This is a genomic window from Halomonas sp. AOP7-E1-9 (assembly GCF_052376035.1).
In the GTDB taxonomy this organism is placed as follows: domain Bacteria; phylum Pseudomonadota; class Gammaproteobacteria; order Pseudomonadales; family Halomonadaceae; genus Vreelandella; species Vreelandella citrativorans.
On record NZ_JBQSVC010000003.1, the window covers coordinates 150,201 to 173,538 of the forward strand.

The window sequence follows — 23,338 nt, forward strand, 5'->3', positions numbered from 1 at the left end:
TCATTCCCCTTATAAGCCGCCGACGCAGACGTATTTCAATTCAGTAAATTCATCGAGACCGTGATGGGAGCCTTCACGGCCAAGGCCAGACTCCTTCACGCCGCCAAACGGCGCCAGCTCGGTCGAGATCAAGCCTTCATTAACGCCAACCATACCGTACTCAAGCGCTTCCATGGTGCGCCAGATACGGCGATAGTCGGTGGCGTAAAAGTAGGCTGCCAAGCCGAACGGCGTATCGTTGGCCATCTGGATGGCCTCTTCATCGCGCGTAAACCGGAACACGGGCGCGACGGGGCCAAACGTTTCTTCATCGGCCACGGCCATGGCGGTCGTCACATCGGCAAGTACCGTAGGCGTAAAGAAGCGCTCGCCGGCTGCATGAGGCTCGCCGCCGCACATAAGGCGGGCGCCATTCTGCATGGCGTCGTCCACGTGGTGCTGCACTTTATCGACCGCGGCCTGATTGATCAGCGGACCAATCACGCTGCCGTCTGCCAGGCCATCGCCTACTTTCAACGCTTTCACGCGCTCGGTGAGCTTACTGATAAACGCATCGTAAATGCCGTCCTGGACCAGAAAACGGTTGGTGCACACGCAGGTTTGCCCGGCATTGCGGAACTTGGAAGCGATAGCACCGTCCACCGCAGCGTCCACGTCGGCATCGTCAAACACGATAAACGGCGCGTTGCCGCCCAGCTCCATGGCGGTCTTCTTCACGGTGCTGGCGCACTGGGCCAGCAGACGCTTGCCCACCGGCGTGGAGCCGGTAAACGACACCTTACGCACGCGTGGGTCGGTGGTCAGCACTTCGCCGACTTCTGCGGGTTTGGAGGCGGTCACCACGTTGATGGTGCCCGCGGGCAGGCCCGCTTCCAGCGCCAGATAAGCCGCCGCCAGTGCGGTTAAGGGCGTCGCTTCAGCGGGCTTAATCACCACGGTGCAGCCGGCGGCAAGAGCCGGGGCGCACTTGCGGGTAATCATTGCCAGCGGGAAGTTCCACGGCGTGATCGCAGCAACAACGCCGACCGGCTCACGCAGTACTAACAAGCGCTTGTCGGCGCCGTGGCTAGGCAGGGTTTCCCCGGCCATGCGCTTGGCTTCTTCAGCGAAAAACTCGATAAACGAGGCGCCGTAGGTGACTTCACCCTTGGCCTCTACCAGCGGCTTGCCCTGCTCAAGCGTCATCAAGCGGGCGAGATCATCGGCGTGCTCGATGATCAGTTCGAACCAGCGACGCAGCAGGGCTGAGCGCTGCTTGACCGGGGTGGCGCGCCAAGCGCTACCTGCTTCATAAGCAGCGGCGACCGCATCACGGGTATCTTCCGCGCCAAGCTCTGCCACACGGGCGATGGTTTCGCCGGTGGCAGGATTATCCACGGCAAAGGTCTCTGTGCTCTTGCGCCACTCGCCGCCTACTAGGGCGGGGACGGCTTCGTGCAACCACTGTTCGATAAAGCTCATGCAATGCTCCTGTGAATGTCGTAGGACGGCTTACAGATCCGCCATCATGTGTCGGTCGCTATAGGCGCGGCCATAGGTGAAGAGCGCATGGATATACAGCGCGATGCCCAGTACCGACCAGCCAGCGAAGATGCTCCACTCTGCACCACTCAACGCGGCCGGGCTGCCCGGCAGGTAGAGACAGGCCATGCCGAAGGACAGAATGATGGCCAGGGTGCCGCAAAGCTTGCCGTGACGGATACGGAACGGTCGCGGCATATCCGGCTCGCGAACGCGCAGCACCATAAAGGAGATGGCTACAAAGAGGTACGCGATCACGATGCCTAGACCTCCGGCGTTAACGATCCACACTAGCGCCGGGCGGCCGAAGAATGGCGCGATGCAGGAAAGAAAGCCCATCAGAAAGATAGCGTTGGTAGGCGTTTTATAGCGTGGATGCAGCTTGCCAAAGGGGGCCGGCAGCATGCCGGCTTTAGCCAGCGCATAGATGGCCCGCGAGCCGCCAATGTAGAACGCGTTCCAACTGGTAATGATGCCCGCGATACCGGCCATGACCATCAGATTGCTGGCCCAGGGAGCGTTAAATAGCGCGCCCATGGCGTCCGGTACACTTAAGGAGCTTGCGGCAAGCTCAGAACTGTCAAGCGCAAGGCTGGTCGCCAGAATGATCAGCGCATACCACACGACCGCCAGAATGACCGAGAGCATCAGCACCTTGCCGATGGCCTTATAAGGAAGATTGATCTCTTCTGCGGCCTGGGGAATCACGTCAAAACCCACAAACAGGAAGGGCACCATGACCAGCACCGCAATGATTCCAGCTACGGTGCCGTTATCGCCATGGGCAAAAAGCGGCAGCATGTTGATGGTTTCACCTTCAAACAAGGCACCAGTCACAAACATCACGCCCGCCAGGAGAATCATGCCGGTAACCACCTTCTGTACCAGCGAGGCGGTCGTAACGCCAAAGTAGTTGATCAGCATCATGGCGAGTGAGCCGCCTACACCTACGGCCACCCAGGTGGCTTTTACTTCCCAGCCGGCAATCGTCCACAGGTGCCCAACGGCGTAATTAGGCGCTAGGTGTTCGATAACCGAGGGCAGTGCGACGGCTTCCAACGCCACCACGCTTAAGTAGCCAAGAATGATCGCCCAGGTGCATAAAAAGGAGGGCAAATGGCCCAGGGCACGATAGCTGTAAACGTGCTCACCGCCCACTTTGGGCATGGCGGAGGCAAGTTCGGCGTAGGTCAGACCCACGAGTACAATGGCTAAACCGCCCACGATAAAGGCTAAAATAGCACCCAGGCTGCCAGCCGATTGAATTGCCGTGCCGGTAAGAACGATCCAGCCCCAGCCAATCATGGCGCCAAAGGCGAGTGCCAATACATCACCACGGGCGAGTACCCGGACGAGCTTATCCTGTTCAGAAGAGGGAGTGTTCATGGCAAGAGTCCTGCAGGTTATTGGATGTTGTCGTTGGCGCTCTATGGCGCAGTATCCTGATACCGTTTAAACGGTATCTAAACACGCTAGCAGGCTGGACGCAGAACGCGTATACACCACTTTTGTGTTTAACTAGACCACTTTTAGCTTGCACCATATTGGTGCGCAATCGACTCGCGTTAATCGTTTGAAAGCCGGCACTATTAGGGCTTTTGAAGGCGGCAAAGGGGCTTTTAATGGAGCGTGAACAGGTCGTGCACCAACTTGTGCATCTTTATGCACTTCAACCTGAACGGCTGAGCAAGCAGGTGCGTATCGAACAGGCACTGCGCTATGCGATTACCCAGGAGTGGCCTTCGGGGATGCGCTTGCCGGCTCACCGCAAGTTAGCGGAAGGCTTGGGTGTCGCCCGTCAGACGCTGGCATTAGCGATCAATACGCTACTCAACGAAGCGTTGCTTAAAACGGCTCATGGCCAAGGCACCTGGACCCGAAAACCAACGACGAAACCTGCTGTACTTATTCATCAGGAACGCCCGCTTTCCCAACGTGCGCAGAAAGTGCTCCACAGCCCAGGCGCCAGCCTTATCCAAAGCGGGGCTTTTGTGCCCGGCATCCCGGATATCGCCCAGTTCCCCATGCGTAAGTGGCGCCAGCTGTATGCCAGTGTGACCGTGCCGCAAAACGCCTTGCTGCTCTCCTACTCGACCGGCGGCTACGGGCCGTTAAAGCGTGCGATACGCGATTTTTTGGAGCGCTGGCGCAATATTCGCTGCGACATTGATCAGATTATTATTACCGACGGAACGCACAACGGCATTGAACTGTGCGCCGTGGCCTTGGCGGATGTGGGAGATACCGTGATAATGGAATCGCCCTGCTACTGGGGAGCTCGCAACGTATTTACCGCTGCAGGGTTAAATATTGAAATGTTGCCGTGGCAGCCCGGCCAAGGCCATAGCCTGCCCGCAACGTCTGGCCCTGTGCAGCTTACTTATCTCACCGGCTCCCACCACTATCCGCTCAGTGTGCCTACCAGTGCCCACGACAAGCAGCGCCTATGTGATGCGTTAGCGCCTGCGTACATCATTGAAGATGATTACGAGTTCAGCCGCGACGACCATACCAATCTGCTGTTTGATCCACAGTCTGAGCGTCACTTTCTGGTTGGCTCTTTTTCCAAAATGATGTTCCCGGGACTACGGCTGGGCTATTTGGTGGTCCCCCGCCAGTTATCAGGGCCCATGAATCGCCTGCGCAGCGAGCTGTTTCGTGAGGGACGCATGCTGGATCAAGCCGTGCTTGCCCAATTTATTTTCGATGGTGACCTGGATGCTTGGTGCCGCCGTATTCAGCGCGATTATCTTGGCCGACAGCAGGTGGTGCACGACCAGCTACGCACGCTCCCCTTTGTACGGCGTATTTCGCCACCCAGCAGTGCAATTAGTCTGTGCATAGAGTTTGAGTCCTTTATCAACGACGTGCAGCTTGCTCAGGCGTTACTTAAGGAGCATTTAATTGTGCGCCCGCTAAGCCCTGTGTGTGCCAGGCATGATCTTCGTACGGGCCTGGTAATGGGCGTGGGTATGTTGTCAGGCGAAACGCTGGCACGGGAGGCTCAGCGGCTGCGCCGCTGTTTGGAAATCCTGTTACGCTAACGACCAATAACAATCTGATTTTAGTACGTATAAACTCTAGCCCTTAAACAGTATTAGTGTTGGCGGCTATCAATAACACGATTATCAATAGCCCTGTTATCAATGACGCTGTTATCCACAAGGAACTCTGCATGCTCCGCCCTGTTGATAATTCTAACGCTACGCTTTCATCTTCACTGCTAACTCTGCGCAACGCGGTAGGGTTAGCGTGTATGTTGTTGCTCTCTGGCTGTGCGACCTTTGCCCCCAACCCACCACAAGACCAGAGCAATATCTGCGAAATTTTCCGCGAACAGCCCACTTGGTACGACTACGCACGCGACTCTCAGGAGAAGTGGGGAACGTCCATTGCGACACAAATGGCGTTTATTCAGCAGGAGTCTTCCTTTAAAAGCCACATTCGTCCTGACCGCAAGTATTACCTGGGCTTTATCCCCGGCCCCCGCCCCTCTTCGGCAAAAGGGTATGCCCAAGCGCAGGACCCGGTATGGGGAGAGTACCAGGAGCAGGCAGGTAGCTTGTTTGCGCGGCGCACCAGCATGAAGCACGCCACCGACTTCATCGGCTGGTACAACCACCGATCTCAGCAGCAAGCAGGCATTTCATTAACCAATCCTGAGCATCTCTATTACGCCTACCACGAGGGCGCAGGGGGGTATCGACGTGGCACGTACCAGAGCAAGCCTCAGGTAATCAACGCAGCACGGCAGATCGTCGCTCGCACAAACCGTTATCAATCCCAGCTCAATGCCTGTGAAGCCGAATTTCAATGCCGCCGTTTTTATCAGGTCTGGCCCTTTTGCCGTAGCTAAGCAGTTTTAACATGTCCCTACTCATCGGTTCGTTCTTTGTTTTTGTAGTTTTTTTCACCTCGATGTTATCGGGTATCTTCGGCATGGCGGGCGGGCTGGTACTGATGTGGTTTCTGCTGCTCGCGTTCCCGGCGGCCAGCGCCATGGCGGTGCATGGGGCCATCCAGCTTACCGCTAACGGGTCGCGGGCATGGTTATCACGACGCTTTATTGTCTGGCGAACGGTCGCGCTTATGACGCTAGGCGTAATAAGCGCCGCCGGGCTACTGGTGTTGCTTGGCTATAGCGCCAATGCCGCCACGGTGTCACTGTTAATTGGCTTGATGCCCATTCTGGTGTGGATGCCCAAACGCTGGTTCCACCTCAACGCCAACCGAACGAGCCACGCGCTGCTTTGCGGCATGGCATCGGGTGGGTTAACCATTGCCGCCGGAGTGTCCGGGCCGCTGATCGATATCTTCTTTGTACGCTCTCGAATGGACCGCCGTGAAGTGGTGGCCACTAAAGCAATGATTCAGGTGGTCGCGCATAGTATTAAAATTCTCTTCTACCTGAGTGCTGCGCTGGCACTAGGTGCTGGGGATTGGGGCATGGTACTGCTGGCTGCACCGCTGGCTATCCTGGGCACCCAAGTAGGCACACATGTGTTACATCGCCTTACCGATGCCAACTTCCGTACATGGACACGCTGGATTGTGACCGGTATTGGCATTTTCTATTTTGCCCAAGGGGTGTACTTGTTAAGCCTGTAAACGCGGTCGTTTCTAGGCGGGTACGATAAGGCACATACCATTTATTGACACCTTCATTAACTGGCGCTATCGTCTCGATAGATGAAAATGAGAAACACTCTCTTTCTCTTATCGACGACTTGTTGACGAAGTGCAGGCAAATGACATGACCAGTGAGCAGCGACAGCTTCGCCAAACCCTTGGGTTCTTACGAACCTCGTTCGAGGCGATTCAGCACTCAATTGCAGGACGGCTGGACGACCCGCTGCCCTGCTGGCTGGATACTGGAATGCTTTCGATGCTGGCCGGAGAACTTAACCGCTGCTGCAAAGAGGCCAAACCGCTGTTTGCCCCTCAAGTAGTTGAGCAAATTTTTCTCGCCGCTCAACAGTGCGAGCTACTGCTAAAACAGTGCCCTGGTGTACTCAATAGCGCTATCTGCCACCGGCAGTTAGCCGCGATTATGCTGCCGCTCAACAATGCCCTTCAGCTAATCGTCATACCTCCTAAACGGCGCTGGCCTTGGCAGCGAGATTGAGTTCATCGCGCTCAGGTACATCGTTACTTAGGCACGTCACTAGCCCGGTACGCTGTTAATCAACGGCGCCATCAATGAGTCATCCAACCCCCATCTTTATCAAGCTAGGGTTTTGTTTTATGCCTGGCGACCTCATAACAAACCACAAGGAAGAGTGGTTGGCGCTCACTAGTAAACTGGTCTATTGTATCATCACTTTAAAGCAGTGCACGTAACAGGAGTTAGCTGAATGGCATTTGAAGCACTTTTTACCCCAACCCAACTTGGTAGTCTGTCGATTCCTAACCGCGTCATCATGGCACCGCTCACACGCGCACGCACACCGGATAGCGTGCCAGGCAAACGGCAGCAAGCCTACTATGGGCAACGGGCTGGTTCAGGCCTGATTATTAGTGAAGCAACCAATATCTCTCCCACTGCCCGTGGTTACGTCTACACGCCAGGCATTTGGACCGATGAGCAGGAAGCGGGCTGGAAGGAAATCGTCAATACGGTGCATGCCAAAGGCGGTCGAATTGCGCTGCAACTTTGGCACGTTGGGCGTGTTTCCCACGAGATGGTGCAACCCAATGGCGAACAGCCGGTCGCGCCCAGTGCGCTTAAAGGTGAAGGCGCCCAGTGTTTTGTTGAGTTTGAAGACGGTAGCGCAGGCCAGCACCCCACCAGCACACCGCGCGCGCTGGAAACCGACGAGATCCCCGGCATTGTGGATGACTATCGCCAGGCGGCGGTGCGTGCCAAGCGTGCGGGTTTCGACATGGTTGAAGTGCACGCGGCCAACGCCTATTTGTTGAATCAGTTCCTGGCCACCGGCACTAACCAGCGTACCGACCAATACGGTGGCTCTATCGAAAACCGTGCGCGCTTCCCGCTGGAAGTGGTCGATGCCGTTGTTGACGTATTTGGCGCTGACCGAGTTGGCATTCGCATGACGCCGTTTATCGAGCTGTTTGGATTAACCGACGATGAGCCTGAAGCGATGGCGTTCTATATGGCGGATCAGCTTTCCAAGCGTGGCCTTGCCTATTTGCATCTTAACGAGCCCAACTGGGCCGGTGGCGACATTCAGTTCCCTGACGGTTTTCGCGAGCAGGTGCGTGAGCGCTTTAGCGGCAGCCTGATCTACTGCGGTAACTATAACGCCGAACGTGCCGAGGCCCTGCTCGGTTCAGGCAACGCTGAGGCCGCCGCCTTTGGCCGTCCGTATATCGCCAACCCCGACCTGGCAGAGCGCTTTTATCAGAACGCACCATTGAACGAGCCTGATCACGCCACCTTCTACGGTGGCGACGAGAAAGGCTATACCGATTACCCGTTTATGGATAACGGTTATGATCGTATTGGTTAATACGCCGACGTAAATGCGTGTTCATAACAGCAAAAAGCACCACTTGTGTGGTGCTTTTTGCATATATATTCATGTTAGAACGCTGTTACTATAAAAGCTCTGATTACTAGGTCACGTCTTTTAAACGCTATAACTGCCGCTGCTTTTTAAACTGGATTGAATGCCGATGGATAATAATAACACCACTGTATTACTACTTTCTGTGGCCTCATTGCTACTGGCTGGCATTGCTACCGCTATTTTTATCTACATTGTGGTGCCTTGGCATAAGCGTCGGCGCGCCCGCGCTATTGCACGCAAAATAGCGGCTAAAGCCGCCGCAACCCCGCCAACGCCTGAACCTGCCGTTGAGCCAGAAGCAGCGGCCAAGCCCGCCCAAACGTTTAAACAGCATTCGCTGTTTATTCTTTTTAATCAGCCGGGAGAGAGTACTGACCAGCGTTTGGCCGAGTGGCTGAAAAGCCATAATGCCCAGTACGATTCGCTCAAGCATGTGTTCTTGATTAGCGGCCAACAGCCTGCCAACCCCATCACCGTCACGAATGCTTTTTTGCCTGGTGAGCTGCCCGACTTGTACCGGGATGAGCAAGGCACGGAAGCGGTGCGGGGTATCAGCTTGATCGTTAAACCACCGCTGCACAAACGCCGCAATCAGCAGATGTACGTGTATGTGGAGCTGGCCAAAGAAGTAGGCAGCCTTTTAAACGCGGATGTATTGGATATCCACCACCAGCCGGTAACGGAAGCGACCTATGCCTCCATTATCGGCTGATGAGTTCACGCTCAATGCCTTAGCCGTTGATGATCGCGCGCTGTTTACACCACGCCCTGGCTACGCAGGTAATCGTCATAGCTGCCGCTGAAGTCGACAATGCCATCGGGCTGCATATCGATAATACGTGTGGCGAGCGACGACACGAACTCACGGTCGTGGCTGACAAACATCAGCGTACCGGGATAGTTTTCCAGCGCGAGGTTTAGCGCCTCAATGGATTCCATATCCAGGTGGTTGGTCGGCTCATCCATCAGCAGAACGTTAGGATTAGTCAGGGTTAACTTGCCAAACAGCATGCGCCCCTGTTCACCGCCGGAAATGACCTTGATGGACTTTCCAATATCGTCGCTTGAGAACAGCATGCGCCCCAGCGCACCGCGTACGACTTGCTCGCCCCCCTGGGTCCACTGTCCCATCCACTCGAAGAGCGTCATATCGACGGCAAAGTCATCGGCATGATCCTGGGCAAAGACGCCGACTTCGGCCGCATCAGTCCACTTCACTTCGCCTTTATCGGGGCGCAAATCGCCCGCCAAGGTTTTCAGCAGGGTCGTTTTGCCGATACCGTTGGGGCCGATGATCGCAATACGCTCACCCGCTTCGACGGACATGGAGAAGCGCTCAAACAGCGGCGCACCGTCATCGTAGCCTTTGGTGATCGCATCCACGTTGACCGCATTACGGTGAATCTTCTTGTTCTGGTCAAAGCGGATAAACGGACTTACCCGGCTGGAAGGCTTGATGTCTTCGAGCTTGATTTTATCGATCTGGCGCGCCCGCGAGGTGGCCTGCTTGGCTTTCGAGGCGTTCGCCGAAAAGCGGCTAACAAACTGCTGAAGCTCGGCAATTTGGGCTTTTTTCTTGGCGTTATCCGAATGTTGACGCTCACGCGCAGCGGTTGCTGCCGTCATGTAGTCGTCATAGTTACCCGGGAACAGAGTGATCTCACCATAATCCAGGTCCGCCATATGCGTACATACGCTGTTCAGGAAGTGGCGGTCGTGAGAGATGATAATCATGGTGCTGTTACGCGCCGTCAGAATATCTTCCAGCCACCGGATCGTGTTGATATCCAGGTGGTTGGTAGGCTCGTCGAGCAGCAGTACATCAGGGTCAGAAAACAGTGCCTGGGCAAGCAGCACGCGCAGCTTCCAACCGGGAGCCACTTCACTCATTGGGCCGGTATGCTGCTCAATGGGAATTCCCAGGCCCAGAAGCAGTTCACCGGCGCGGGATTCGGCAGTGTAGCCATCCAGCTCAGCGAAGCGCACTTCCAGGTCGGCCACGGCCATACCGTCTTCTTCGCTCATTTCCGGCAGGCTGTAGATGCGTTCGCGTTCCGCTGCAACCTTCCAAAGCTCGGTATTGCCCATGATCACAGTGTCGATGACCCGCTCATTCTCATAGGCGAACTGGTCCTGGCGCAGCTTGCCCAGCCGCGTGCTGTTATCCAGCATGACCTGGCCAGAGGTTGGTTCAAGCTCGCCACCCAGAATCTTCATAAAGGTCGACTTGCCGCAACCGTTAGCGCCAATCAGACCGTAGCGATTGCCGTTGTTGAATTTGACGGAGACGTTCTCGAACAGAGGCTTGGCCCCGAACTGCATGGTGATATTGGCGGTTGCGATCAAGATGGTGACCCTGGTTAGCGGAGTAATTGCGCGTACAAAGGCTCGCGATTCTACGCGCTCTTGGGCAACGTTACACCCTTCGCCTAACGCAGTGTGCTATCGGGCGCGGGCAGTTCCAGCAGAAAGCGTTGCCCATCAAGCGCTTGGCATAGCCGAGAGTGCAAAATATCGACAATACCGGAATGTTCACCGACCAGCCTTGTGGTCACAACATTAAGCGTAGGGTGACGCTGTTGAGCGTCCTGGCAAATCTCGGCAATATCACCCTCTTCCCCTGCATGCCTGCCCGGTGAGAGAAACAGCATCGCCAGAACGACCGGCCCATCGTGAAAATCGGGGTTATCCAGCAGATTTTGCAACAGCGGCTCGTTAAAGCGATACGCCTCACCTTCACGCCGTTCCATGGACGCTGCGGCCACGCAAGCAACCTCATCCGCTAACAGCACGCTCAACTGCCCGGCCAGCCGATTGCGCACGGCCGTAACTTCAGGAATAGGGCTGCCATGGTCGACAAGCGCAACCCGGGGGCGCGTATCGTTAAGATGCTCGCGTACGTTGTCAGCCAACAGCCTGGCCAGCCGCAGATCGTTATCCCCCCGTTCGTCCACCAACGGCTGAGCGACTCGCACACTCACGTGAGGAAAGCGCGCTTGTAGGGTCGCCATACGTTCGGGTAGATAGTCGGTCAAGGCCTTACTTGGCCCAAAAAAGAACGGCAAAACGATGATCTCGGTAGCCCCTTGCTCCGCGCTGCGCTCGGCGGCAGGCCCAAGGGTAAGTGCGGGAGTGCCCTCTAGTTCATCAGCCGGGATTTTATGGGAGTGGAGCAGTGACGCGGCGCACACCGTCTCGCCTGTTTGTTGGCTGAGCAAGGCCGCTATACGGCGTAAATTGCGGGTGGCGGCCGGGCGTAATGAGCCATTATCGACCAGAAAAATAGCGCGCATGAGTGCTCCAGGGGAGAGTGCCTGGTCATGTTACCATGGCATTTTAAACCACGTGACGGGGCCCATGTTGATCGATACTACTGCCATCAACCAGCAGCGCCACTGCTTCGATGCAGATGCGGAAATCTGGATTTTCGGGTACGGATCGCTGATCTGGAAAGCGGATTTTCCCTTCCTGGAAAAACGCAGTGCTTATATTACCGGTTGGGAACGCCGCTTCTGGCAAGGTTCCCATGATCATCGTGGCACGCTGGAAGCGCCTGGTCGCGTAGTCACTCTCACGCCTGTCCCAGGGGCTATTTGCCACGGCATGGCCTACCGCATTACTCACGAGACGTTAGCGCCATTGGATCATCGCGAGAAAAATGGCTACTTGCGCGAGTTAACGCCCCTGTTTTTTACGGACAATTTTACGGACAGTGACTCAAGCACTAACGAGGGTGATCAAGCGCAAACGCAAGGGCTGGTGTATCTGGCAACCGACGATAATCCCGCCTTTCTGGGCCCAGCGCCGCTTGATGATATGGCCCGCCAGATTGCTCACGCGTCTGGCCCTAGCGGCCCCAACCGTGACTACCTGGTTAACCTGGCCCAGGCACTGCGGTATTTAAACGTCGATGATGCGCATATTTTCGCGCTGGAGCAGCAGTTAAACCGCCTTTAGTTGCACTATCAATCGTACGGACACTACCAATAGCGCGGATAGCGGCGATGGCGTGCCAGGTTATTAACCAAAATTGCGATCGCCAGCATCACCACACAGCCCATGCCGATGGGCAGCAGCGGGTACCACCAGCCCAGATTATGCACACTGGCACCGCCACCTACCGCAATAAGCGCCGCAGCAGCACCGGGCGGATGCACCGTATGGGTTAATTGCATAATCAGAATGGAAAGCGACACCGAAAGCGCCATGGAAAGAGGCGTTGCCCCCAAAAGCTGGTAACAGCCCACCCCAATACACGCTGACAGGACACTGCCAAACAGCACATGGCTGGGCTGCGCAAACGGACTTTCCGGTGCGGCATAGATCAGTACCGACGTTGCCCCAAACGAACCCACAATCAGCAACTGCTGGGAAAGCCATGCCGAGCTTAACCAGCAAATCACCGCCATACCGGTAAATGCGCCCAACCATGACCATACAGCATCCTGCCAACCTACCCGATTGCGCTGAATACGTTCGCCCCGCATTTTGCCAAGATACGTTTTCATCTCGCTCTCATTGCACTAAAGAAGTGCGAAATGATGGCAAATTGCACCAAATAGGCAAATGATAAATGGTCATAGCGTTATGAATACGTTTCAAAACATTAACGAGAGAAACGATTAACGCCATTAATACAGATACTTAGCAAGCTTACTTAAGCATCTTAATACTGAGACTGATTACATAATGAGCCAAGAAAGAATAAATAGCGCCAACAAAATCCGTACAATGGCGCCAAACAGTGACCCGCGCAGCAGCGCTCGCACACCACCCCACAATAGATAAAGCCCGATGATTAACACCAGAAGGCTAAAAAATGACGCGTTGATCCCCAGCGAACGACTGAGCCCATCGACAAACTCTTCAAGGGCACCGAAGAAGTTGGTAAAAATAGCCAATAGGAACTCAACCACTGTACGAATTACATCGCCGATGGTTTCCCCCACCCTGTCAAAAAAACCGTTTGCCTGCATGCAATGTCCCCAAACGTAACCATCGTGTTGGTTGGCATTGTCAGCTAAAACCCAGCAACGGGCAAAATAATGCGCTCGTTTACAAGGAGAGAATTGCTCCTAAAGGGGGAAGCTGCCCTGTTACCATTTTATCCACTGTAGTCTCTGATAAGCTGCTAATTCATTTTTCTAACGGCTACTATCAATGCTCAACCAGCGCGCTCTGAACTATCTTAACGAGGTAATTCGCAGAGGTTCGCTGCGCCGTGCAGCAGCTTACTTGGATGTCGATGCGTCGGCGCTTAGCCGGCAAATAAAGGCGTTGGAAGAGGAGCTGGGCGTCAAGCTGTGCGAGCGCCACGGCGGAGGCATGCATCCCACCCAAGCCGGACAACTGTTGGTACACCATTTTCATACCCAGCGGGCTCAGGAAGAGGCTGTTTTATCACAGTTAATGGAACTGCAAGGGTTGACGCGCGGAGATGTACGTATCGCCGTAGGTGAGGGATTTATCGCTGACTTGATCGCCAGGCCTCTGGGCGACTTTATGTCGACGTTTAATGGCATTAATGTCGAGATCCGGATGGCCGGTGTCAATGAGGCAATATCACTGCTTAAGGATCGTGAAGTAGAACTTGCACTACTCTACGCCCCCCCGGTTGACCCAGCACTCTACTGCCATGTGGAAACCTGTCAGCCGCTGGATCTAATTGTGCCTCCTGGCCATCCACTTTGCACGTTGCACCGCCCTATCAACTTGAACGATTTACTCCCTTGGCCGCTAGGCCTTATGGATAACCCTTTTGGGATGCGCCAAATGGTCAACATGGTGGCCCACCATGAGCGCGTTCACCTTGAGGCACGTCTCCATACAAATTCGGTAGCCGTACTCAAGAACTTTGTACGCTCAGGCATTGGTGTCACCTTCATGCCCGAACTCACCATTATTGATGAGATTGAGCGTAACGAAATTACTAGTCTGCCCATGAAATATTCATTGATGAATGATGCGCGTGCACAGATTGTCAGCCTCCTAGGCCAAGAACTCACTGTTGCCGGGCATGCCTGCGTGAAACACCTTAATAAAGGCATGCGTTTTTTTTCCAGTAATGCGCCCCGCCTGTTGCGTTAAAGACAACACTTTAAGTATTGAATAGTCAACACATCAATGCTTAGTCTTCTTACGTCAATCATAAAAACACTCTAGCAAGATACATCCTGATAACTGCCGTTTATATTATAAACAAGGAGATCTTAATGTTAACGTCTCACTTTATGCCCAAATTACTTACGGGCGCATGTATGCTTGGTTCTGTACTGCTGATCGGAAACGCGTGTGCCGCCACGAGCATTAACTTGAGCTATAACGGTGCTCCAGATCCTGAGAAAAATGCAGTTCACGTATTTGCCACCAACCTAAAAGAGCTTGTCGAAGAGAAAACCAACGACGCGATCAAACTGCAACTTTTCCCGAACAGCATGCTGGGCGGAGAAGAGGAACGCATGGAGCAGACAATGAATACGCCCATGCTCAATATCGCATCGTTTGCGGGCGTCTCCCCTCTGGTCGATGAGATATTTGTGAGCTCCATTCCGTTTCTGTTTGAAGATTTCGATGCGGCCCGGACATTTTTCGATGAAGGTGATTACTGGCTAGCCTTAAGCGACACTCTTCAAGACCGAGCGGGTATAGACATGCTCGCCGTTGTAGAAGAGGGCGGGTTTCTGGCGTTTACCAACAGTGAACGGCCAATCAGCCATCCGGATGATTTCAAAGGCCTACGCTTCAGAGCAATGGACCCAAGCCAAGTCGCCCTCTATGAGTCCTTTGGCGCATCGGGCACGCCTATCCCTTGGACAGAAACTTACATGGCGCTGCGCACTGGTGTTGCCAACGGCCAGATGAATCCGCCGATGTATATCGCGCTTGCTAGTCTCTATGAAGTGCAGGACTACCTGACGCTTGCCAATATTCAATACTCCGACCAATTCCTGGTGGGCAATAGCGCGATGATCGCTGGCTGGGACGATGAGTTACGCTCGGCGTTTATGGAAGCGGTGAACGAAGCCAACCAGAATGCCCGTGAAACCAATGAGTCCCAGGTAGACTCGCGTATCGCCTACCTTGAGGAGCAGGGCATGGAGGTGATTCGCCCCTCAGAAGAGGATCTGGAAGCATTTCGTACCGTGGGTCAGCCCGCCTATCTGGCGTGGCTGGCGGAGCGTGGCATTGGTCAAAACTGGATAGATATGGCGCTTGAAGATGCCGACATGGGTGAGCTCAACGATTAACCAGCTGCTTGACGCGTAATTATCGGGGCCGATTAATGTCGGCCCTTCCCTTTCGTGTTGTCGGGAATATCATCATGTTGACCACGCTTCGCCACCATATACTGGCCATTAGCCGCCCGGTCACGCTTACCCTAGCTGGGTTGCTACTATCAGTGAATGTGCTCGCCATTCTATACGGCGTCTTTACCCGCTATATCGCAGGCGGTGCTCCCATCTGGACCGACGAGCTATCACGCTTTTTGATTATTGCTACCGTAATGATCGCCGCTGGCGCCGTATGGTCTGAAGGTGGACATATGCGGGTTGGTCTGCTGGAACGGCTCTTGCCGGCGCCATTGGCACGTCTTTTAAACCTGTACCAGTGGCTGCTTACACTATTTCTAGCCGTCGGTGGCACTTGGGTCAGCTACCGCTACGCGCTATCGGTTAATATGTTTACTACATCGGGTCTAGGTATCAGCCGCTCAGTGCCTCTGCTTTCCTTGCCATTGGGGTTTGCCCTGCTGGCTTGGCATATCCTGCTCTATGGTCCCGCCCCGCTTAAAACCGTGGAGGACAGGGCATGATTATTACCATGCTGGGCGTTTTTTTAGTCCATGTGCTACTCGGTTTACCACTATTTATTTCGCTGCTGGTTACAGCGCTGGTTGGCTTTATGTTTGTCGACCCCTCCATGATTCCACGTATGATGCCGCAGCAGTTTTTTGGTGGCATCAACGTTTTTTCCTTGATGGCGATTCCGCTATTCATCTTGGCAGGTAATCTGATGAATGCTAGCGGCCTGACAGAACGCCTGATGGGCCTTGCGCGGCTATTGGTCGGCCATCTGCGCGGAGGCATGGGGCATGTCAACGTGGTATCTAGCGTTTTCTTCGCTGGCGTTAACGGCTCCGCCGTGGCAGACACCTCTGCGCTCGGCTCGTTGCTGGTGCCGGCCATGGAGAAAGAAGGCTATTCACGGGCGTTTGCAGCCGGTTTGACAGCAGGCAGCTCGTTAATCGGTCCGATTATACCACCCAGCATCTTCATGATTCTGTATGCATCGCTAACCAACACCTCAGTAGGGGATCTGTTTCTAGCCGGTATTATACCGGGCCTTCTGCTAGGCATTGCCTTCATGAGCATGAATGCTTGGTACGCTTGGCGTCACAGACTGCCTAAAAGTGGCAATTTGCCGTCACTGTATCAGCTGCTGATTGCCTTTATTGTCGCCCTTCCAGCGCTAGTGGCACCTTTTATTATCGTTGCAGGCATTGTTCTAGGATTTGTGACGCCTACCGAGTCCGGAGCGCTTACAGCGCTTTATGTCGGGCTATGCGGTGTGGTATTGGGTAATTTACACCTGCGCCACTGCTGGCAGGCAATAGCAGATACTGCGCGTCTTACAAGCGCCATTTTTCTGATCATGGCCGCCTCAGCAACCATCAGTTGGTTACTTTCCTACGCTCAGGTGCCCGCGCAGTTTGTCTCTCTGCTTACGCCCTATATCGACAATGCTGTCATGATATTACTCCTGCTTAGTGTGATTACCTTCCTGACGGGCATGTTCATGGAAGAGGTATCAGCTCTGATGCTGCTAACTCCTATCTTTGCACCGGTCGCCATGATGGCAGGTATCGACCCGGTGCACCTAGGTGTAATTATTACACTGAATATTACAATCGCCTTAATCACTCCGCCCTTGGGTGCCTGTGTTTTCGTAGCCGCCGCGGTCAGCCGACTGGAAATTGTCTCATTATTCAGAACAATCTGGCCCTTTGTACTAACGGCTATCGCCGTGCTGTTGCTAATTATTTTTTTCCCTGCGCTAGCACTGTGGCTACCCACCTCTTTTGGATAAGACAATGTCTGCATATTTGCTCTCTGATAAGGCCTTGTCGCCGATTCCAAGCCATCCTGCTCCTCACTGGGAGCAGGTGAGCCGCCTGCCAATTGCCGATAATGGAGAACGCCTGCTTCCCATGAGTCTGGCCTCGCCATCGGTTCGCGTCTTCCCCGCCTATGCCCGGTTGGGTATACCCGGCGCCGTGAACGAATGCTTTGTACGTGAAGGTGTCTACCGCGCGCTGGTAGCTGCTGCTCGTAGCCTGCCCAAAGATATCGGGCTGATTGTGCTAGACGGCTGGCGCCCTTGGCGGGTTCAACAGTATCTATTCGAAACGCTACAGGAGGCGATTCGTCATCGTGAACCTACGCTGAGCGATAGCGAGCTTTTATGCCGCACCCGCGAGTTTGTCTCAATACCTAGCCGGGATAGCAGTGCTCCCAGCCCTCACTTAACAGGAGGGGCGGTTGACATCACACTCTGCGGCTTGGATGGTGTGCCGTTAGATATGGGCACACTGTTTGATGAGACGCTGCCAGCTTCACATACGGATCATTTTGAACAACTGGGAAGCCTTAATGAATCGCAGCGTCAAGCCCGGGGCCATAGGCGCTTGCTCTACCACACTATGGCCGCCCAAGGGTTTACTAACTTACCTAGTGAGTGGTGGCATTACGACTTAGGCGATCAGCTCTGGGGGCATTATTCAGGCCAAAGCAGCGCTCACTACGGTCCGGCCGAGCTTGATACCATCGAGAATCGCTGGCGTCGTCAGTTGGGCTAATCTATTGGCATCAAGCAAATAGCCATTAAGCCTTCAAGAAGCCAAGCAAAACAGGCTACATTAGGGCTGAATCTATTGTGTCCGCCCAATAAAGGAGTCTTCGCAATGCCCAGCGTTTTAATTACCGGTGCAACATCCGGCTTTGGTAAGGCCGCCGCCATGCGTTTTGCAAAAGCAGGCTGGTCATTGATTGTGACAGGCCGCCGGGAAGAGCGCTTGAAAGCGCTTGAGAGCGAGCTTTCACAGCAGGTGCCGGTATTAACCCTGACACTGGATGTACGCGATAGCGACGCGGTCACCAACGCTATCAGCAATTTACCCGAGCGCTTTTTGCCGCTCACCTGCTTGATCAATAATGCAGGCTTGGCACTGGCGCCCGAGCCTGCGCAGCAGGTCGACCTCAACGACTGGCATACCATGATTGATACCAACATCACCGGGCTGGTCAACGTCACTCACGCCGCGATGCCACTGCTACTGGCGCATGGTAAAGGTGCCAGCATCTTGAATCTTGGTTCTGTAGCAGGCCAGTGGCCTTACCCTGGCGGCCATGTATACGGCGCCTCCAAAGCGTTTGTTCAGCAGTTTAGCTACAACCTGCGCTGCGATTTATTAGGCACTGGCGTACGGGTTACCGACCTTGCCCCAGGCCTGGCGGAAACCGAATTCACCCTGGTGCGCACGAAAGGCAATCAGGAAGCCTCCGATGCTCTGTATCGCGGTACTACGCCGCTTCAGGCCGAAGATATTGCCGAGCAGCTCTACTATCTCGCCACGCTGCCCGCGCATATTAATATTAATCGCCTGGAAATCATGCCCGTGCGCCAGGCATGGTCGCCACTTAATGTTGACCGCGACCCTGTATAACATCGCAATCCACTAACACGCGTCTGCTTTTTATGCTGCTGCACGGGTGATACAACGCTTCTCCTTCACCAGTGTTCACTCGTACAGCAGCCCTCTTATTAGGCTTCTCTGCCTGTCCTTTTTTGCTGGCTAACCCGCTATTCTCACGCGCTTTTCTCCAAGCCTTCACCTTATGTCTACCCCTGCCATGCTTGACCTAAATATTTTAAACCTCTATTTGTTATATATAACAAGGCGCCTAATAAATTTCTCTACGCCGTCAAGCGTGCCCTGCCAAGGGACCGCCCATCCAGAGGTCGATGTGCATGAATGTGAACATGACGTTTCTTCAAGGGCTACTCTCCAATATCAGTACGCGTACACGCCTCTTGGGTAACGCGTCTAACACCGCACAAAGCAGTGGTGCGCACCTGCAAGCTCTCTCATCAGCCTGTGCAACGCTGATGGAGCGTGGCGGTGAAGCCTCCCAGATAATGACCGCCCAGCGTGCGCTCACTCATTATCAGCAGTTGGCGCCTGAAGAGAGACTGGCATTCTTTTCGCTGCTGGCCAGCGACTATGCTGCTGAGCCTAGCGCCATCCATAGCGCCTATAAAGCGTACTGTGCGTCGGAGGATAACGCCGCGTTGGAACAGCTGTTTAACGCTTGTGAACCGCGTCGTCAGGATTTATTGCGCCGTTTGAACCTTTGCCCAGGCGGCACCTTCGAGCTGGTCAAGATGCGTGCCGACTTGCTCAAGCAATTGCGCCATACGCCAGAGCTTGCCGCGCTCAACAGCGACTTCTCGCATCTGTTTAATTCCTGGTTTAACCGGGGGTTTCTGGTGCTGGAAAGCATCGATTGGAATACGCCCGCCGCCGTGTTGGAAAAGCTCATTCAATACGAGGCGGTGCATGCCATCAGCGACTGGCGCGACCTGCGCCGCCGCCTTGATCCAGACGACCGTCGCTGTTACGCCTTTTTCCACCCGGCCACCGGCGACGAGCCGCTTATTTTTGTGGAAGTGGCGCTTTGCAAAGGCATCCCCGACAACGTTCAGCGTATTTTGGAACATGGCGAAGAAGTGCCGCTAGAGGTAGCCGACACTGCGGTGTTCTACAGCATCAGCAACTGTCAGGCAGGACTTAAAGGGGTGTCGTTCGGCAACTTTTTGATCAAGCAAGTCGTACAGGAACTTAGCCGCGAGCTGCCGCAGCTTAAGAACTTTGTCACGCTTTCGCCGGTACCCGGTTTCGCCGACTGGCTCGCCGAGCAGCGAGCCTCGCAGTCACTGGTACTGTCAGAGACGCTAAGCACCTTTTTACAGGATCATGAAGCAACCGAGCTGCCCGCCGCCGCGCATAAAGAGTTCATGCGCCTGGCCGCCTATTACTTAACCGAGGCCAAGCACCGTAGTGGCCAACCGCTCAATCCGGTCGCGCGTTTTCATTTAGGCAATGGTGCCAGCCTTCATCGGCTGAATTGGTTGGGTGACACCTCATCCAAAGGGCTGCAACAGGCCCACGGCCTGATGGTTAACTACCTCTATCAGTTGGAGCGTATTGAGCAAAACCACGAAGCCTATACCCGCAACCATAGCGTGGTATGTGCCAATGACATTCGCCGTTTAGCCAATCAGGCAGGCCAGTATTTCAACAGTGAAGCGAACGCCTAACAGCGAGCGCTTTGGATAATAAAAAGGACCCTTTCATGAACCACAATCTTTATCTCAAGTTCTATCCGCATTTTGAACGTCAGCCCAATAAGGTGCTGATGGATACGCTCAACGGCAAGCGCTACCGGTACAGCGATGTTCTCGCTACCAGTCGAAGAATGGCCAGTACCCTGCTTGAGCTGGGCGTTTCACCGGGCGACCGAGTGGCCGTACAGGTCGACAAAAGCCCTGAGATCGTGATGCTGTATCTTGCCTGCCTTCAGGTCGGCGCGGTGTATTTACCGCTGAATACCGCCTATACCGACAGCGAAATCGCCTACTTTCTGGAAGATGCCGAGCCACACGTTTATGTTTGCCGCCCAGAGATGCTGCAACATGCCCGCGCTATCGCAAGCGGCGTTGCCCACGTAGAAAGCCTGGGCACCAACGCCGACGGCAGCCTGATGGAGAAGGTCGACAAGGCCTCCGAAACCGAGCAGGTGTGCGAGGTATCGGCCGACGACCTGGCGGCCATCCTGTACACCTCGGGGACCACCGGGCGCTCCAAGGGCGCCATGCTAAGCCACCAGAACCTGGCCTCCAATAGCCAGGCGTTGAGCGAGGCGTGGCACTATTCCGAGCACGATCACCTGATTCATGCCCTACCGATTTTCCATACCCATGGGCTTTTTGTAGCGTGCAACATTACGCTAATTAACGGCGCGTCAATGACGTTCCTACCCAAGCTAGACGTGGATGAGCTACTTGACCTGATGCCCCATGCCAGCGTGCTAATGGGCGTACCCACTTTCTATACCCGCCTGCTCGCTTCGCCGCGTTTAAACCGCGATATCGTTGCCAATATGCGCCTGTTTATTTCGGGCTCGGCGCCGCTGCTGGCGGAAACCCATGAAGCGTTTGAAGCACGTACCGGCCACGCCATTCTTGAGCGTTACGGCATGACCGAAACCAACATGAACACCTCCAACCCCTACAATGGCAAGCGTCGACCAGGCACCGTGGGCAAGCCCTTGCCGGGCGTAGAAGTACGGATTGCCGACCGCGAAAGTGGCGCCGCACTTGCCCAAGGGGAAACCGGCATGGTCGAGCTACGCGGGCCTAACATTTTTCAGGGCTATTGGCGCATGCCCGAAAAGACCAAGGCGGAGTTTCGTGATGACGGCTTTTTCATTACCGGCGATTTAGGCCTGATGGATGACCAGGGCTACCTGAATATCGTGGGCCGCGATAAGGACCTGGTTATCTCCGGCGGCTACAACGTCTACCCGAAAGAGATTGAGCAGTTGATTGATGACCTGCCCGGCGTAATGGAGTCGGCCGTTATTGGTGTGCCTCATAGCGACCTGGGCGAAGGGGTCGTCGCCGTGGTGGTCCCCAGTGCTTCAGACGCCGTTAGCGAAGCACTGGTACTGGCCGCGCTGAAGGACCAGGTAGCACGCTACAAACAGCCCAAGCGGGTTTTCTTTGCCGATGCGCTCCCTCGCAACGTTATGGGCAAAGTGCAGAAGAATCAGTTGCGTGACACCTACGCTGACACCTTTAAAAAGGAGCACACCGCCGCTAACGCTTGATGCTGGATCCCGCGCCGCAGGGGAAGGGCTAAGCCCTGACTGCGGTTAAAGAAAGCTTCATACAACAACGATAAAACAGGAAGATTGCCATGGTGATTTACGGAGTTGCCCTGCTCGCAGGGTGTATGTTGGTTGGCCTATGGGCAGGTGATGTGCTGGGCATGCTGCTGGGCGTCAATTCCAACGTAGGCGGCGTCGGCATTGCCATGCTGATGCTGATTTTTCTGGGCGGCTACCTGATGGACAAGGGAAAAATGCCCAGCGGTACCGAAAGCGGCATTACCTTCTGGAACGGTATGTATATCCCCATTGTGGTGGCCATGGCGGCGAGTCAAGATGTTGCCGCAGCCTTCGATGGTGGAATGATCGCGCTACTGGCAAGCCTGGTGGCAGTTGGTGCAAGCTTTGCCCTGGTGCCCGCTCTCACGCGTCTTGGCCAGCCCAAAGCGGCTTCCACGTCAGCGCCTACCACTGCTTCAAGCGTCAGTAAATCTCAGGATAAACACTCCTCCTCTTCTTCGGCTTCTGCGCGCACGCGCCCGGCCCGCTAACCTGAGGCTATCGTTATGCTTGAATCGCTTTTTACCCAACTCGAAAAACAGCACCTGATCGCCGCCTTTGCTCTGGTAGGCGGCGCCATGTATATCTCTTATCTAGTCAGCGACAAACTGACCAAGGGCCGTGTTCACGGCTCAGCTATTGCGATTATGGTGGGCCTGGCACTCGCTTACTTTGGCGGCGTTCATACCGGCGGTAGCCGTGGGCTTGCCGATATCAGCCTGTTTGCAGGGCTTGGGCTAATGGGCGGCGGCATGCTGCGCGACCTGGCCATTATCGCCACAGCTTACGGGGTGCGCTTTCAGGAAATTCGCGCAGCGGGTGTTAGCGGCATCATCGCGCTGTTTTTGGGCGTTATTGTGTCCTTTGTGGCGGGCGTTGCCGTGGCTTACGCATTCGGCTATCGGGACCCGATCTCGCTCACCACGATGGGTGCCGGTACCGTCACCTACATTGTTGGCCCCATTGCCGGCGCCTCCATTGGCGCCTCTTCCGACATTATTGCGCTTTCGATTGCAGCAGGCCTTTTCAAATCGATTCTGGTTATGGTGCTGACCCCCATCGCTGCCCGCCATATCGGTCTGGACAACCCGCGCTCTGCGATGATCTTTGGTGGCTTGATGGGCACCACTAGCGGTGTAGCAGCGGGTTTAGCTGCCACCGACCCGAAACTGGTGCCTTATGGTGCCATGACAGCGACGTTCTACACCGGGCTGGGCGCACTGCTAGCCCCTTCGGTGCTGTACCTTGCTGTGCGCGCCGTTTTTTAAAGGCGTA

General features: G+C 54.9%; 23 protein-coding genes. 17 read left to right on the plus strand and 6 right to left on the minus strand.

Annotated features, from left to right (window positions below; translation table 11 throughout):
• Positions 1-9: 9 nt before the first annotated feature.
• Complete coding sequence (locus ACT3R4_RS03330; RefSeq protein WP_441677392.1) at positions 10-1,461, minus strand: NAD-dependent succinate-semialdehyde dehydrogenase; 1,452 nt, start codon at positions 1,459-1,461, stop codon at positions 10-12.
• A 30-nt stretch (positions 1,462-1,491) separates the two neighbouring features.
• A complete protein-coding gene (locus ACT3R4_RS03335; protein ID WP_441677390.1) occupies positions 1,492-2,907 on the minus strand; it encodes an APC family permease in 1,416 nt (471 codons plus the stop codon).
• A gap of 236 nt (positions 2,908-3,143) precedes the next feature.
• Between ACT3R4_RS03335 and ACT3R4_RS03340 the strand changes: the two genes are divergently transcribed.
• The 6 genes from ACT3R4_RS03340 (at position 3,144) to ACT3R4_RS03365 (ending at position 8,766) form a co-directional block, all read left to right on the plus strand.
• Entirely contained in the window at positions 3,144-4,565 is a 1,422-nt protein-coding gene (locus tag ACT3R4_RS03340; protein WP_441677388.1) for an aminotransferase-like domain-containing protein, read from the plus strand.
• 131 nt (positions 4,566-4,696) lie between these two features.
• Positions 4,697-5,377, plus strand: coding sequence for a transglycosylase SLT domain-containing protein (locus ACT3R4_RS03345; protein ID WP_441677386.1), 681 nt, complete (start codon positions 4,697-4,699; stop codon positions 5,375-5,377).
• An 11-nt stretch (positions 5,378-5,388) separates the two neighbouring features.
• Positions 5,389-6,129 carry a TSUP family transporter gene (locus ACT3R4_RS03350; protein WP_441677384.1) on the plus strand — a complete coding sequence of 247 codons (741 nt, stop codon included), beginning with the start codon at positions 5,389-5,391 and terminating at the stop codon, positions 6,127-6,129.
• Between the two features lie 145 nt (positions 6,130-6,274).
• A complete protein-coding gene (locus ACT3R4_RS03355) occupies positions 6,275-6,646 on the plus strand; it encodes a hypothetical protein (RefSeq protein ID WP_172117878.1) in 372 nt (123 codons plus the stop codon).
• Positions 6,647-6,875: 229 nt separating this feature from the next.
• Positions 6,876-7,994, plus strand: a complete 1,119-nt coding sequence (locus ACT3R4_RS03360) for an alkene reductase (RefSeq protein WP_441677382.1) — start codon at positions 6,876-6,878, stop codon at positions 7,992-7,994.
• A gap of 166 nt (positions 7,995-8,160) precedes the next feature.
• Positions 8,161-8,766 carry a cell division protein ZipA C-terminal FtsZ-binding domain-containing protein gene (locus ACT3R4_RS03365; protein ID WP_441677380.1) on the plus strand — a complete coding sequence of 202 codons (606 nt, stop codon included), beginning with the start codon at positions 8,161-8,163 and terminating at the stop codon, positions 8,764-8,766.
• Positions 8,767-8,810: 44 nt separating this feature from the next.
• Here the strand turns inward: ACT3R4_RS03365 and ACT3R4_RS03370 are convergent, their stop codons facing one another.
• Positions 8,811-10,400, minus strand: a complete 1,590-nt coding sequence (locus ACT3R4_RS03370) for an ABC-F family ATPase (protein ID WP_441677378.1) — start codon at positions 10,398-10,400, stop codon at positions 8,811-8,813.
• Between the two features lie 83 nt (positions 10,401-10,483).
• Positions 10,484-11,347 (minus strand): sirohydrochlorin chelatase, encoded by an 864-nt coding sequence (locus ACT3R4_RS03375; RefSeq protein ID WP_441677376.1) that lies wholly within the window; start codon positions 11,345-11,347, stop codon positions 10,484-10,486.
• 64 nt (positions 11,348-11,411) lie between these two features.
• Here ACT3R4_RS03375 and ACT3R4_RS03380 point away from each other — a divergent pair, with 64 nt between their 5' ends.
• Positions 11,412-12,011, plus strand: a complete 600-nt coding sequence (locus ACT3R4_RS03380) for a gamma-glutamylcyclotransferase (RefSeq protein WP_441677374.1) — start codon at positions 11,412-11,414, stop codon at positions 12,009-12,011.
• 23 nt (positions 12,012-12,034) lie between these two features.
• Here the strand turns inward: ACT3R4_RS03380 and ACT3R4_RS03385 are convergent, their stop codons facing one another.
• Positions 12,035-12,562 (minus strand): HPP family protein, encoded by a 528-nt coding sequence (locus ACT3R4_RS03385; protein ID WP_441677372.1) that lies wholly within the window; start codon positions 12,560-12,562, stop codon positions 12,035-12,037.
• Between the two features lie 174 nt (positions 12,563-12,736).
• Positions 12,737-13,030 (minus strand): hypothetical protein, encoded by a 294-nt coding sequence (locus tag ACT3R4_RS03390; protein ID WP_087110915.1) that lies wholly within the window; start codon positions 13,028-13,030, stop codon positions 12,737-12,739.
• A 184-nt stretch (positions 13,031-13,214) separates the two neighbouring features.
• Here ACT3R4_RS03390 and ACT3R4_RS03395 point away from each other — a divergent pair, with 184 nt between their 5' ends.
• The 10 genes from ACT3R4_RS03395 to madM all read left to right on the plus strand — a co-directional run bounded on the left by ACT3R4_RS03395 (position 13,215) and on the right by madM (position 23,331).
• A complete protein-coding gene (locus ACT3R4_RS03395) occupies positions 13,215-14,141 on the plus strand; it encodes a LysR family transcriptional regulator (RefSeq protein ID WP_441677370.1) in 927 nt (308 codons plus the stop codon).
• Positions 14,142-14,266: 125 nt separating this feature from the next.
• Entirely contained in the window at positions 14,267-15,301 is a 1,035-nt protein-coding gene (gene dctP / locus ACT3R4_RS03400; protein ID WP_441677368.1) for a TRAP transporter substrate-binding protein DctP, read from the plus strand.
• A 74-nt stretch (positions 15,302-15,375) separates the two neighbouring features.
• Positions 15,376-15,867: a TRAP transporter small permease gene (locus tag ACT3R4_RS03405; protein WP_441677366.1), complete on the plus strand. Its 492-nt coding sequence runs from the start codon at positions 15,376-15,378 to the stop codon at positions 15,865-15,867.
• Positions 15,864-17,141, plus strand: coding sequence for a TRAP transporter large permease (locus ACT3R4_RS03410; protein WP_441677364.1), 1,278 nt, complete (start codon positions 15,864-15,866; stop codon positions 17,139-17,141). The genes ACT3R4_RS03405 and ACT3R4_RS03410 overlap by 4 nt, the downstream gene beginning before the upstream one ends.
• A 4-nt stretch (positions 17,142-17,145) precedes the next feature.
• Complete coding sequence (locus tag ACT3R4_RS03415; protein ID WP_441677362.1) at positions 17,146-17,910, plus strand: M15 family metallopeptidase; 765 nt, start codon at positions 17,146-17,148, stop codon at positions 17,908-17,910.
• A 105-nt stretch (positions 17,911-18,015) separates the two neighbouring features.
• Positions 18,016-18,777, plus strand: a complete 762-nt coding sequence (locus tag ACT3R4_RS03420; protein ID WP_441677360.1) for an SDR family NAD(P)-dependent oxidoreductase — start codon at positions 18,016-18,018, stop codon at positions 18,775-18,777.
• 317 nt (positions 18,778-19,094) lie between these two features.
• Positions 19,095-20,432, plus strand: coding sequence for a malonyl-CoA decarboxylase (locus ACT3R4_RS03425; protein ID WP_441677358.1), 1,338 nt, complete (start codon positions 19,095-19,097; stop codon positions 20,430-20,432).
• A gap of 35 nt (positions 20,433-20,467) precedes the next feature.
• Positions 20,468-22,003 (plus strand): malonate--CoA ligase, encoded by a 1,536-nt coding sequence (locus tag ACT3R4_RS03430; RefSeq protein WP_441677357.1) that lies wholly within the window; start codon positions 20,468-20,470, stop codon positions 22,001-22,003.
• An 89-nt stretch (positions 22,004-22,092) separates the two neighbouring features.
• Positions 22,093-22,554, plus strand: a complete 462-nt coding sequence (madL, locus tag ACT3R4_RS03435) for a malonate transporter subunit MadL (RefSeq protein ID WP_441677355.1) — start codon at positions 22,093-22,095, stop codon at positions 22,552-22,554.
• Positions 22,555-22,569: 15 nt separating this feature from the next.
• On the plus strand, positions 22,570-23,331 hold the full coding sequence (gene madM, locus ACT3R4_RS03440; RefSeq protein WP_441677353.1) for a malonate transporter subunit MadM: 762 nt from the start codon (positions 22,570-22,572) through the stop codon (positions 23,329-23,331).
• The last annotated feature ends 7 nt before the right edge of the window (positions 23,332-23,338 follow it).